The 11946-nt window shown below is 73.9% G+C and carries 11 protein-coding genes and 1 pseudogene; 9 read left to right on the top strand and 3 right to left on the bottom strand.

Annotated features, from left to right (window positions below; all coding sequences use genetic code 11):
• The first annotated feature begins 115 nt into the window (after positions 1 to 115).
• A complete protein-coding gene (locus DQE82_RS09570; protein ID WP_013287536.1) occupies positions 116 to 379 on the top strand; it encodes a DUF6244 family protein in 264 nt (87 codons plus the stop codon).
• A gap of 170 nt (positions 380 to 549) precedes the next feature.
• Positions 550 to 1353, top strand: a complete 804-nt coding sequence (locus tag DQE82_RS09565; RefSeq protein WP_064445267.1) for an alpha/beta fold hydrolase — start codon at positions 550 to 552, stop codon at positions 1351 to 1353.
• 41 nt (positions 1354 to 1394) lie between these two features.
• Here DQE82_RS09565 and DQE82_RS09560 read toward each other — a convergent pair whose 3' ends face one another.
• Positions 1395 to 2987: a GMC family oxidoreductase gene (locus DQE82_RS09560; protein ID WP_113972509.1), complete on the bottom strand. Its 1593-nt coding sequence runs from the start codon at positions 2985 to 2987 to the stop codon at positions 1395 to 1397.
• A 79-nt stretch (positions 2988 to 3066) separates the two neighbouring features.
• The gene (locus tag DQE82_RS09555) at positions 3067 to 3933 is read right to left on the bottom strand and encodes an aldo/keto reductase (protein ID WP_069089059.1); all 867 of its coding nucleotides are present in this window, start codon (positions 3931 to 3933) and stop codon (positions 3067 to 3069) included.
• A gap of 163 nt (positions 3934 to 4096) precedes the next feature.
• On the opposite strand from DQE82_RS09555, the gene DQE82_RS09550 reads away from it, so the two are divergent.
• Positions 4097 to 4462: a YciI family protein gene (locus DQE82_RS09550; protein ID WP_043329557.1), complete on the top strand. Its 366-nt coding sequence runs from the start codon at positions 4097 to 4099 to the stop codon at positions 4460 to 4462.
• On the opposite strand, the gene DQE82_RS09545 is transcribed toward DQE82_RS09550, so the two are convergent.
• Positions 4446 to 4670: a hypothetical protein gene (locus DQE82_RS09545; RefSeq protein ID WP_124779100.1), complete on the bottom strand. Its 225-nt coding sequence runs from the start codon at positions 4668 to 4670 to the stop codon at positions 4446 to 4448. The two genes, DQE82_RS09550 and DQE82_RS09545, sit on opposite strands and share 17 nt — an antisense overlap.
• Positions 4671 to 4866: 196 nt before the next feature.
• On the opposite strand from DQE82_RS09545, the gene pyk reads away from it, so the two are divergent.
• The 6 genes and pseudogenes from pyk to DQE82_RS09515 all read left to right on the top strand — a co-directional run bounded on the left by pyk (position 4867) and on the right by DQE82_RS09515 (position 11827).
• Positions 4867 to 6315, top strand: a complete 1449-nt coding sequence (gene pyk / locus DQE82_RS09540; RefSeq protein ID WP_043329559.1) for a pyruvate kinase — start codon at positions 4867 to 4869, stop codon at positions 6313 to 6315.
• Positions 6312 to 7190: an acyl-CoA thioesterase II gene (locus tag DQE82_RS09535; RefSeq protein ID WP_113972508.1), complete on the top strand. Its 879-nt coding sequence runs from the start codon at positions 6312 to 6314 to the stop codon at positions 7188 to 7190. The genes pyk and DQE82_RS09535 overlap by 4 nt, the downstream gene beginning before the upstream one ends.
• Before the next feature lie 70 nt (positions 7191 to 7260).
• Positions 7261 to 7728: an Rrf2 family transcriptional regulator gene (locus DQE82_RS09530; RefSeq protein ID WP_113972507.1), complete on the top strand. Its 468-nt coding sequence runs from the start codon at positions 7261 to 7263 to the stop codon at positions 7726 to 7728.
• Positions 7729 to 7839: 111 nt separating this feature from the next.
• Positions 7840 to 8751: pseudogene (locus DQE82_RS09525) on the top strand (sulfite exporter TauE/SafE family protein); the annotation flags it as partial.
• 415 nt (positions 8752 to 9166) lie between these two features.
• Complete coding sequence (locus DQE82_RS09520; RefSeq protein ID WP_158559971.1) at positions 9167 to 9418, top strand: hypothetical protein; 252 nt, start codon at positions 9167 to 9169, stop codon at positions 9416 to 9418.
• 123 nt (positions 9419 to 9541) lie between these two features.
• The gene (locus DQE82_RS09515; protein ID WP_113972505.1) at positions 9542 to 11827 is read left to right on the top strand and encodes a cellulose binding domain-containing protein; all 2286 of its coding nucleotides are present in this window, start codon (positions 9542 to 9544) and stop codon (positions 11825 to 11827) included.
• Positions 11828 to 11946: the final 119 nt, after the last annotated feature.

Below are 11946 nucleotides of genomic sequence, written 5' to 3'. Positions count from 1 at the left end.
CCCTCGGTGTGGGCTTGATGTGGCTTTTGCCGGGGCGGAAACTGCAAGATCGCGAAGGCGTGGGGTGGGGGTGGGCGGTAGGGTTCCCGAGGGTGGGTGAGGTGGGGGAGGGGTTGTGAGCGCGGCGGAGATCATCGCGAGGCTGGCGGCGGCGGCGCAGAAGCTGGACGAGGCCAAGGCGCGCACGGCTGCCGCGGCACAGGACGCGGCGGAGGCGCGGGCGCTGGTGGCGGGCGCGCTGGAGGGGGCGACGGCCGGGCCGCTGATCGGCGTCATCGACTCCTACCGGCAGGCGCTGGCGCAGGCCGCGCAGGGCGGGGAGCCGGCCCGGCAGCACGTCCAGGAGACGATCGCGAAGGTCCAGGCGCTGGGCAACTGAGCCCGGCCCGGCTTGCCGGTTTGCGCGGTGGGCGCGACAAGTGGTTACCGCCGCGTAACTTTTCATTGACGTGTGTGAAATCGGACACGCATCATCGTGTCCACGATCGATCGGATCCCACCCGTCCCCTCCCGGTCCGCCCGGGTGCCTCCCCCTCGGAGGTGCAGCCCATGCTGCTCCGAACGATCCTGGCCGCCACCACCGCCGCCACCGTCCTGCTCGTCCCGGCCGCCGCCCAGGCGGCCGCCGCCGAACCCGCCGCCCCGTCGAACACGGCCACCGTCACCACCGCCGCGCAACGGGCCGCCGCCGCGGCCGCCGACCCGGTGATCGTGGTCGGCGGCCTCAGTGGAATCTCCATCGCGTACGAGCCGATCGCCGCCCGGCTGCGCGCCGACGGCTACCGGGTCTCGATCTTCCAGTTGCCGAACCTCGGCCTCGGCGACATCCGCGAGTCCGCCCGTGCGCTCTCGACCTACGTGGACCAGGTCCGCGCCGCCACCGGAGCGGCCCGGGTCGACCTGGTCGGCCACTCCGAGGGCGGCCTGGTCAGCCGCTGGTACGTCAAGTACCTCGGCGGCGCCGCCACCGTCGACCAGTACGTCAGCCTGGGCAGCCCGCAGTACGGCACGTACGTCGCCAACCTGGTCGCGTTCCTCGGGCTGGGCAGCTGCGCCGGGGTGATCGCCTGTCAGCAGATGTCGATCGGGTCGAGCTTCCTGGCCGACCTCAACGCCGGCGACGACACGCCCGGGCCGGTTCGCTGGGCCACCGTGCGCACCTGGCAGGACGAGCTGGTCCGGCCGGTGGACAACGCGCTGCTCGCCGACGGCGCCACGAACGTGCTGGTGCAGGCGTGGTGCCCGCTGCGGGTCGTCGGCCACCTCGGGCTGGTGCTGGACGGCACCACGTACACGGTGGTGCGCCAGGTACTCGCCGGCGCCCCGGTCCGGCCGAACTGTTTCGCGGTCTGACACCGGTGCCCGGGCCCGCCGTCGCGCGGGCCCGGGCGCTGTCAGCTCCCGTCCCGCCCGCGGATGACGTCCGCGGCCCGCCAGGCGAGCGCGCTCACCGGGGCGCTGGTCCAGCCCGCCACCATCACCGGCAGCACCGACGCGTCGACCACCCGCAGCCCGTCCACGCCGCGTACACGCAGCTGCGGGTCGACCACGTGGTCGTCGCCGTCGCCCATCGCGCAGGTGCCGATGGCGTGGTAGCCGCAGTAGCCGCGTGCCACCGCCGCCTCGACGATCTCGGCGTCGGTGCGGACCGCCGGGCCGGGCACCGTCTCGGCCCGGATCCGCTTCGCGATCGGCCCGGTGGCGAAGAACTCCCGCATCCGGCGGAACAGGTCCGCCGCCACCCGCCGGTCGTGGTCGGTGGTGAGGTAGTTCGCCACGACAGCCGGCGGCGTACGCGGGTCCGCGTCGGTGATCGCCAGGCTGCCCTCGCTGTCCGGCCGGGTCACCGTGCCCAGGCACATCACGCCCGGTTCCCGTTCCAGTTCGAGGGCCTTGCCGGGCCGGGGCGGGGCGGCCGAGAACGGCGCCATCAGCAGGTGCGCGTCCGGGCGGTCCAGGTCCGGCCGGGACTTGACGTGGGCCGCCACGTCCAGCACCGGCAGGGCGAGCGGGCCGCCCCCGGTGAGCAGCCAGCGCAGCGTGGCCCGGGCCTGCCCGAGCGGGCTGCCGATGGTCATGTTGTGGCCGCCGGGCTCGGCGAGGCGGTACTGCAGCACCATCGACCGGTGCTCGCGCAGCCCCGCGCCGACCCGGGGCCGGTCGAGCAGCACCGGCACGCCCGCGGCGCGCAGCGTGTCCGCCGGCCCGATGCCGGAGACCTGCAACAGGTGCGGGGTGGCCAGGGCGCCCGCGGCGAGGATCACCTCCCCGGCCGCCCGGCGCTCGACCTCCCGGCCGCCGTGCGCCACCCGTACGCCGACCGCCCGGCCGCCCTCGACCAGCACCCGCAGCACGACGGCGCCGACCTCGACGGTCAGGTTGGGCCGGCGCCGGATCGGGTGCAGGAACGCGTTCGCGGCGCTGACCCGCCGTCCGCCGTGGATGGTGGCGGTGGGGTAGCCGATCCGCTCGTCGTCGTCGGCGTCCAGGTCGTCGGCTCGGCGCCAGCCCAGCTCGGCGCCGGTGGCCACCATCTCCTCGGCGAGCGGGTCGGTGCCGGTGGCGATGGACAGCCGCACCGGCCCGCCCGCCCCCCGGTGCGGCGCGGGGCCCAGCGGGTGGTCCTCCAGCCGCGTGAACACCTGCCGCATGGCCGACCAGCCCCAGCCCAGCGGGTCGAGGGCGTCCCAGTCGCGGGCCGCGCCGCGGCTCCAGATCATGCCGTTGACCGACGTCGAGCCGCCGATCATCCGGCCGCGCTGCCAGATCTCCTCGCGGCCCGGCCCGGTGGTGGCCGGGTAGTGCCAGGCGGTGCGCTCGTCGTCCATCAGCCGGGAGAACGCCTTCGGCACGCGCACGTACGGGCTGCGGTCCCAGCCGCCCGCCTCCAGCAGCAGCACCCGCGTCCCCGGATCCTCGGTTAGCCGGTTGGCCAGCACGCACCCCGCCGCGCCGGCCCCCACGATGACGTAGTCGAACTCCTCCACAGCGGACCCCCACTCGTGAGAATCCTTCTGACGGTAGTTGCTCGATCACGTTCCGCGAAAGGGCCGGACGGCGGCAGACTCAGGCCGCCTTGGCCAGCGCCTCGAACTCCTCGTCGGTCAGTTCCACCTCGGCCGCCGCCACGTTCTCCTCCAGGTGCGCCACCGACGACGTACCGGGGATCGGCAGCATCACCGGCGAGCGGCGCAGCAGCCAGGCCAGCGCGAGCTGCGCCGGAGTGGCGCCGTGCGCGGTCGAGATCGCGTCCAGCGGGCCGCCGGGGCGGGCCAGGTTGCCGGTGGCGATCGGGAACCACGGGATGAACGCCAGGTCGTGCCGCTCGCAGTGCGCCAGCACGTCCTCGGCGCCGCGGTCGGCCAGGTTGTAGAGGTTCTGCACGGACACGATCGGGACGATCTCCCGGGCCGCCTCGATCTGCTCGACGCTGACCTGCGACAGCCCGATGTGCCGGATCTTGCCCTCCTGCCGCAGCAGCGCCAGCTCGCCGAGCTGGTCGGCCAGCGGCACCTTCGCGTCGATGCGGTGCAGCTGGTAGAGCGGGATGCAGTCCAGGCCCAGGTGGCGCAGGCTCAGCTCGCACTGCTGGCGCAGATACTCCGGGCGGCCCACCGGCCGCCAGTCGTCCGGGCCGGAGCGGGTCAGTCCGGCCTTCGTCGCGATGACCAGGTCGTCGGCGTACGGGTGCAGCGCCTCGCGGATCAGCAGCTCACTGACGAACGGCCCGTACGAGTCGGCGGTGTCGATGAACGTGACGCCCAGCTCGTACGCGCGGCGCAGCACCCGTATCGCCTCGGCCGGGTCCTTCGGGTCGCCCCACACGCCGGGGCCGGTGAGCTGCATCGCCCCGTAGCCGAGGCGGTCGACCCGCAGGTCACCACCGATCCGGTAGCTGCCCGACGCCTTGGCGGGCTGGGTGCTGGTGGCCATCGCGGTCCTCCTGTGCTCGTACGCGGTCGCGGGCGGCGCGCGCCCCGACCCCTGGACATTCCCCGAATCGTGGCGGCGAAGCACCGGTAGTTGCGGCGAGCGGCCCCGGCGCACCGGACCGCCGTGCGAGGCTGGGCGCAACGGTGGTCAGCAGGAGGTGCGCATGGGCACGACGCCACGGCTCGACTTCGCGCTGGACACGTACGAGTGCATCGTGCTCTACCCGGGGCCGTCCGGCCGGGCCCTGCCGGAGGAGACCGTGCAACGGCTGCAGGCCGAGCATCTGCAGCACATGCGGGCGCTGCAACGGCGCGGCATCGTGCTCGTCGACGGCTCGGTGGACGGCCCGGCCCGGGAACCGGACCCGCCGATCGGCTTCGGCCTGGCCCGCACCGGCTCGGTGGACGACGTGCGCAGCGTCATGGAGGCCGACCCGGCGGTACAGGCCGGGCTCTACCGGGTCGAGGTGCTGACCTTCCTCTGCCCGGCCGGCTCGCTGGAGTTCCCGCTGGTCAAGACGGAGAGCTGACGGCCGGCGCGGTCTCGTCGCCGTTCTCGGCGATCGCGCTGTACCACTTCCACGGCGCCGCGAGCCGGGTCCCGCTGGAGCGGACCGCGTCCGGGCTGCGCGCCGACCACCTGCTCGCCGAGATCATCGCGGCCTGGCCGCCCGGCGGCTGCCCGAACCTGCCCCGGCCGGTCCGGCGGGGCCGCGCCACGGCGAGGGCGGACGGCATCCACGGGAGCACCCGGCCGGCACGTGACGGCGAGGGGTACCATTTCCGCCGCGCGGTCGCCGATGCCCGCCACACACGACGTTCCGGTGCGGTACGCCAACCGCCCGCCCGCGCGGTACACGCGCGTCGTTGGACAACTGTTCCGCTGTCCGCAAGGGGTCGGCCGGGAGGCCGATCCGGAGGAGAGACTAGCCTGATGGGCGTGACACGCCGCGCGAAGATCGTCTGTACTCTCGGCCCCGCCACCTCGTCCCCGGAGCGTATCCGAGGGCTCGTCGAGGCGGGCATGAACGTGGCGAGGCTCAACTTCAGCCACGGCAGTCACGCCGACCACGAATCGGTCTACCGGCTGGTCCGGGAGGCCGCCGAGGCGTCCGGCAAGCCGGTCGCGGTGCTGGCCGACCTCCAGGGGCCCAAGATCCGGCTGGGCCGGTTCGCCGACGGCCCGCACGAGTGGCGCACCGGCGACTCGGTCGTGATCACCGGTGACGACGTCGTCGGCTCGAAGGAGCGCGTCTCCTGCACCTACCGCAAGCTGCCGCAGGAGGTGAAGCCGGGCGACCGGCTGCTGATCGACGACGGCCGCGTCGCGGTCGAGGTCAGCGACGTCACCGGCAACGACATCCGGTGCCTGGTCACCGAGGGCGGCCCGGTCTCCAACAACAAGGGCGTCTCGCTGCCGAACGTGGCGGTCAGCGTCCCGGCCCTGTCCGACAAGGACGCGGAGGACCTGCGCTTCGCCCTCGGCCTCGGTGTCGACTTGGTCGCGCTCTCGTTCGTCCGCTCACCCGAGGACATCAAGCTCGTCCACTCGATCATGGATGAGGAGGGCGTGCGCCGCCCGGTCCTGGCCAAGGTCGAGAAGCCGGAGGCGGTCGACCACCTCGAGGCGATCGTGCTGGCCTTCGACGGCGTCATGGTCGCCCGCGGCGACCTCGGCGTCGAGCTGCCGCTGGACCAGGTGCCGCTCGTGCAGAAGCGCGCCGTGCAGCTCTGCCGGGAGAACGCCAAGCCGGTCATCGTGGCCACCCAGATGCTCGACTCGATGATCGAGAACTCCCGCCCGACCCGCGCCGAGGCCTCCGACGTGGCCAACGCGGTGCTCGACGGCGCGGACGCGGTGATGCTCTCCGGCGAGACGAGCGTCGGCAAGTACCCGGTGCTCACCGTCAGCACCATGGCCAAGATCGTCACCACCACCGAGGCCGGCTCGATCGCCGTCCCCCGGTTGCAGCACGACCCGCGTACGCACGGCGGCGCGCTCACCGTGGCCGCCTCCTCCATCGCCCGGGCCATCGGCGCCAAGGCCATGGTGGCGTTCTCGCAGACCGGCGACACCGTCAAGCGGCTCGCCCGGCTGCACTGCGACCTGCCGCTGCTGGCCTTCACGCCGGTGCCGGAGGTGCGCAACCAGCTCGCGCTCTCCTGGGGCGTGGAGACGTTCCTGATGCCGTTCGTCCAGCACACCGACGACATGTTCCGCCAGGTCGACCAGGCGCTGCTCGGCCTCAACCGGGCCAACCCGGGCGACTACGTGGTGATCGTGGCGGGCAGCCCGCCCGGCACCCCCGGCTCCACCAACACGCTGCGCGTGCACCAGCTGGGTTCGCTCGTGGACGCGGCCTCGGCGCGAGCGCTCCAGTGAGTGCTGCGGCGACCGGGCAGGCGGCGGTCGACCAGCTGCTGGAGGTGCTCGACCTGGACCGTACCGGGGAGATGACCTTCCGGGGGGTGAGCCCGCCGGTGGGCCCGCAGCGGGTCTACGGCGGGCAGGTCGCCGGCCAGGCCCTGGTCGCCGCCGGCCGCACCGTCGACGCGGAGCGGGCCGTGCACTCCCTGCACGGCTACTTCGTGCGCCCCGGTGACCCGGCCGAGCCGATCGAGTACCAGGTGGAGAACGTCCGCGACGGCCGGTCCTTCTCGGTGCGCCGGTCGGTGGCGTTGCAGCACGACAAGCCGATCTTCTTCATGTCGGCGTCGTTCCAGCGGCAGGACGAGGGGCTGGACCACCACGCCCCGGTGCCGCCGGACGTGCCCGGCCCGGACGACGTGCCGACCATGACCGACCGGCTCTCCCGCTACCCGGAGCGGCTCGGCATCTGGGGGATGATCCCGCGCCCGATCGACGTGCGCTACGTCGGCGAGCCCGGCTGGGTACGCCCCGGCGACCGCCCGGCCGAACCGCACCAGCGGGTGTGGATGCGGCTGGACGGCAAGCTGCCGGACGATCCGCTGCTGCACGCGTGCGCGCTGACGTACGCCTCCGACCTGACGCTGCTGGACTCGGTGCTGTCGGTGCACGGCGAGGTGTGGGGCCCGGGCGGCGTGGTCGGCGCGAGCCTCGACCACGCGCTGTGGTTCCACAGGCCGTTCCGCGCCGACGAGTGGTTCCTGTACGACTGCTGGAGCCCGTCCGCGTCGGGCGGCCGTGGCCTGGCCACCGGCCGCATGTTCACCGCCGACGGGCGGCACATCGCCAGCGCCGTGCAGGAGGGACTGCTGCGCCGCGTCGGCGGCTGAGCGGCGGGTGATGATCGTCCGGGCGCGGGTCGGCGGGGCGGCCCGCACCCGAGCGGACTAACCTGGCCGTATGCGTCTTTCCGCCCGGGTCGACTATGCCCTCCGCGCGGCCGCTGAGCTGGCCTCGGTCGCGGACGGGACCGCCGAGCGGAGCCGCCCGGTGACCGCCGAGCAGATCGCCCGGTCCCAGGACATCCCGCCGAAGTTCCTGGAGAGCATCCTGCTCCAGCTTCGCCGGGGCGGCATCGTGCACGCCCAGCGTGGCCCCGAGGGCGGCTACTGGCTGGCCCGGGCGGCGAGTGAGATCTCCCTGGCCGAGGTGATCCGCGTCATCGACGGGCCGCTCGCGCACGTGCGCGGCCAGCGTCCGGAACAGCTCGGCTATCAGGGCGCGGCCCGCGCGTTGCAGGACGTCTGGATCGCGTTGCGGGCCAGCGAGCGGGAGATCCTGGAGCTGGTCACGATCGCCGACGTGGCCTCCGGTGAGCTGCCCGGCCGGGTCAACGAACTGGCCGCCGACCCGCGCGCCTGGAGCTGACCGCGCCGTCCGGCGCGTCCTACCAACCGGATGGGGGACTTGACCGGGACCACCTTCGTGCCGCATTGTCGACCAAGTCGATAGGAGATACCGAAAAGTCAGGGGGCGCTCGTGCGCAAGCTGCTGGTCCTCGCCCTCGTCGGGCTCGCCGCGCAACTGGTCGACGGCTCGCTCGGCATGGCGTACGGGCTGACCTCCTCGACGCTGCTCCTGTTCGCCGGTGTCGCGCCGGCCGCCGCGTCGGCCTCGGTGCACCTGGCCGAGATCGGCACCACGCTCGCCGCGGGCGTCTCGCACTGGCGCTTCGGCAACGTCGACTGGCGGGTCGTCGGCCGGATCGCGCTGCCCGGCGCGATCGGCGCGTTCGCCGGGGCGACGTTCCTCAGTTCCATCTCCACCGAGGCCGCCGCGCCGTGGATGGCGGCCATCCTGTTCACGCTCGGCGCGTACCTGCTGGTGCGGTTCTCCCGGCCGCTTCGGGCCACCCGCGCCGCCGGCCGGCTGCGGAGCCGCTTCCTCGCCCCGCTCGGCCTGGTCGCCGGCTTCGTCGACGCCACCGGCGGCGGAGGCTGGGGCCCGGTCGCCACCCCGGCGCTGCTGGTCTCCGGCCGGATGGAACCCCGCAAGGTCATCGGCTCGGTCGACACCTCCGAGTTCGTCGTGGCCGGCGCGGCGAGCGTCGGCTTCCTGATCGGCCTGGGCACCGAGGGCTTCCTGCTGCCCACGGTGGCCGCGCTCCTGATCGGTGGCCTGATCGCCGCCCCGATCGCGGCCTGGCTGGTCCGCATCGTTCCCGCTCAGCTGCTCGGCGCCGTGATCGGCGGCGTGATCGTGCTGACCAACGCCCGCACGCTGCTCAGCGCCGGCGGCGTGAGCGGCTCGGCGCCGGTGGTGGTGTACGCGCTGCTCGGTGTCGCCTGGGTGGTCGCCATTGTCCTGGCGGTGCGGGCGCTGCGCCGCACCCGCCGCGCCCGCGCCACCGTCGAAGCGGCGCTGGCCTCCGCGTCGCCGGCCTCCGCGTCGCCGGCCTCCGCGTCGCCGGCCTCCGCGTCGCCGGCCTCCGCGCCGCCGGCCTCCGCGCCGCCGGTCGAGGCCGCGCCCGTCTCCGCGTCGCCCGCGGAGGCGGGGGAGTCCGCTCGGCCGGGGGAATCCGTCGGGTCGGCAGAGGCCGCGAAGTCGGGGCAAGTCCCGGAGCCGGTGGTCACCGCCGAGACCTCCGAGCCTGCCGAGGCCGCGGAGTCGCGGAAGCTCGCCGCCGCCGTCGAGGGCTGAGCCGCTCGCGTTCCCGGGCCGCGCCATCGCCCAGGAGTGTTCTGTCTCGGCGTGTCGCGCGCCGTAGAGACATGTCCTGCTGACCGATATACCTCAGAGTCATAATTATGACTCTGAGGTATATCGGCTTTCAGGCATCTCTTCTCGTCGGCGTCGGCGTCGGCTGTTGGCCGCCGCGCTCCTGCGCCGCCACTCCACCGCGCCGTTTCGCCGCCCCGCCCGGCCCCGCGCCGCCTCGCCCCGCCGCGCCGCGCCGCCCGCGCCGCCGCCCCGCCCGCGCCGCCGCCCCACCCGCGCCGCCGCGCCGCCCCGCCCGCGCCGCCCCGCCCGCGCCGCCCCGCCCGCGCCGCGCCGCCGCGCTGCCCGCCCCGCGCACGCCGCCGCGCTTGTGGGGGTGTCCGGCGGTGACCTAGGCTGACGGAGCGCGGAGCCGAATCATCGACGTCGATGCGTTGACGTCGCCCGTCGCGTCAGGGCACGTATCCGCCGGTCCGGGCAGGCCGGCGTCGTCGCGTGCCTGACCTCCGCGAAAGGCACCCCCGTGCACCTCACCACCCCACGCCGCCGGCTCGCGCTGCTCGCCGCGGCCTCGGCGCTCACCCTGTCGGCCGGCGCGCTCACCACGATGACCGCCGCGGCGGCGGCCGCCGGCTGCCGGGTCGACTACCGGATCACCAACCAGTGGAGCGGCGGATTCGGCGCCGACGTGACAGTGACCAACCTCGGCGACCCGGTCAACGGCTGGACCCTCGGCTGGAGCTTCGCCGCCGGCCAGCAGGTCGTCCAGGCGTGGAACGCGACGGTCAGCCAGTCCGGCGCGCAGGTGAGCGCCCGCGACGCCGGCTACAACGCGGCCATCGGCACCGGCGGCACCGCGAACTTCGGCTTCAACGGCTCGTGGAACAACGCGTCGAACCCGGTGCCGGCCGCGTTCACGCTCAACAGCACCGCCTGCACCGGCGCGCCGTCCACCAGCGCGCCGCCGTCGACGCCGCCTCCGCCCACCACGCCGCCACCCACCACACCTCCGCCCAGCACACCGCCACCAACCACGCCCCCGCCCACCGACCCGCCGGCCGGGGCGAAGCAGATGGAGAAGCTCGACCGAGGGCTGGTCAGCGTCCGCTCCGGCAGCGGCAACCTCGTCTCCTGGCGGCTGCTCGGCACCGAGACCACCGGTGTGGCGTTCAACCTCTACCGAGGTGGCACCAAGGTCAACGCCAGCCCGATCACCGGCGCCACCACGTACCTGGACAGCGGCGCGGCGGCCGGGTCCGCGTACACCGTGCGGGCCGTGGTGAACGGCGCCGAGCAGGCGGCGTCGGCCCCGGCGCTCCAGTTCGCCAACGGCTACCTGGACGTGCCGATCCAGCCGCCGCCCGGCGGCACCACCCCGGCCGGGGAGGGGTACAGCTACTCGGCGAACGACGCGAGCGTCGGTGACCTCGACGGCGACGGCCGCTACGAGTTCGTGCTCAAGTGGGACCCGTCGAACGCCAAGGACAACTCGCAGTCCGGCTACACCGGCAACGTCTACGTCGACGCGTACACGCTCACCGGCACCCGGCTGTGGCGCGTCGACCTGGGGCGCAACATCCGCGCCGGCGCCCACTACACCCAGTTCCAGGTGTACGACTACGACGGCGACGGAGACGCCGAGGTGGCCATGAAGACCGCCGACGGCACCCGCTCCGGCACCGGTCAGGTGATCGGCAACGGCTCGGCCGACCACCGCAACTCCAGCGGTTACGTGCTCGCCGGCCCGGAGTACCTGACCATGTTCGACGGCCGCACCGGCGCGGCCCTGTCCACAGTCGACTACGACCCGCCGCGCGGCACCGTCTCGTCCTGGGGCGACTCGTACGGCAACCGGGTCGACAGGTTCCTCGCCGGCACCGCGTACCTGGACGGGCAGCGCCCCTCGCTGATCATGGCGCGTGGCTACTACACCCGGGCCGTCGTCGCCGCCTGGGACTTCCGCGACGGCACGCTGCGCAAGCGCTGGACGTTCGACTCGAACGCCTCCGGCAACGGCGCCGCCGCCGGCCAGGGCAACCACCAGCTCTCCGTGGCCGACGTCGACAACGACGGCCGTCAGGAGATCGTGTACGGCGCCGCCACCATCGACGACAACGGCCGGCTGCTGTACTCCACCGGCAACGGCCACGGCGACGCGCTGCACGTCGGCGACCTCGACCCGTCCCGCGCCGGCCTGGAGGTGTTCAAGGTCGACGAGGACGGCAGCAAGCCCAGCTCCTGGATGGCCGACGCGCGTACCGGGCAGATCATCTGGCAGACCGCGCCGAACGGCGACAACGGCCGCGGCGTCTCCGGCGACGTCTGGGCCGGCAGCCCGGGCGCGGAGTCCTGGTCGTCGGCCGTCGACGGGCTGCTCAACACCCGGGGCCAGAACGTCGGGCGCAAGCCGTCGTCGGCGAACTTCCTGATCTGGTGGGACGGCGACCCGGTCCGGGAGCTGCTCGACGCCACGAAGATCGACAAGTACGGCACCGGCGGGGAGACCCGGCTGCTCACCGGCAGCGGCGTCGCCTCGAACAACGGCACCAAGTCCACCCCGGCGCTCTCGGCGGACCTGCTCGGCGACTGGCGGGAGGAGGTCGTCTGGCGCACCTCCGACAGCACCGCGCTCCGGATCTACAGCACGCCGGTCACCACCGGCCTGCGGCTGCCGACGCTGATGCACGACCCGCAGTACCGGGTGGCGGTGGCCTGGCAGAACACCGCCTACAACCAGCCGCCGCACCCGGGCTTCTACCTTGGCGACGGCATGAGCACCCCGGCCGCGCCGAACATCTACCTGCGCTGAAACGACAGGCACCGGGTCGCCGGCCGCGGAATCCGCTCCGCCGGCGACCCGGTGCACCACACCGCAGCATTCCCGACCCGTCCCGACCGGGAATGCCGTACCACCACCGGGGACAAAGT

This window comes from Micromonospora sp. LHW51205 (assembly GCF_003315815.1).
GTDB classification, from domain to species: domain Bacteria; phylum Actinomycetota; class Actinomycetes; order Mycobacteriales; family Micromonosporaceae; genus Micromonospora; species Micromonospora chalcea.
This window is presented reverse-complemented; position numbering and strand designations above follow the sequence as displayed.

What these genes read in the sequence shown, in the direction of transcription:
- DQE82_RS09565 (WP_064445267.1), top strand. Translation starts at nt 550, where the DNA reads ATGCTGCTCCGAACGATCCTGGCCGCCACCACCGCCGCCACCGTCCTG.
- DQE82_RS09555 (WP_069089059.1), bottom strand. Translation starts at nt 3,933, where the DNA reads ATGGCCACCAGCACCCAGCCCGCCAAGGCGTCGGGCAGCTACCGGATC.
- DQE82_RS09550 (WP_043329557.1), top strand. Translation starts at nt 4,097, where the DNA reads ATGGGCACGACGCCACGGCTCGACTTCGCGCTGGACACGTACGAGTGC.
- DQE82_RS09545 (WP_124779100.1), bottom strand. Translation starts at nt 4,670, where the DNA reads ATGCCGTCCGCCCTCGCCGTGGCGCGGCCCCGCCGGACCGGCCGGGGC.
- pyk (WP_043329559.1), top strand. Translation starts at nt 4,867, where the DNA reads ATGGGCGTGACACGCCGCGCGAAGATCGTCTGTACTCTCGGCCCCGCC.
- DQE82_RS09530 (WP_113972507.1), top strand. Translation starts at nt 7,261, where the DNA reads ATGCGTCTTTCCGCCCGGGTCGACTATGCCCTCCGCGCGGCCGCTGAG.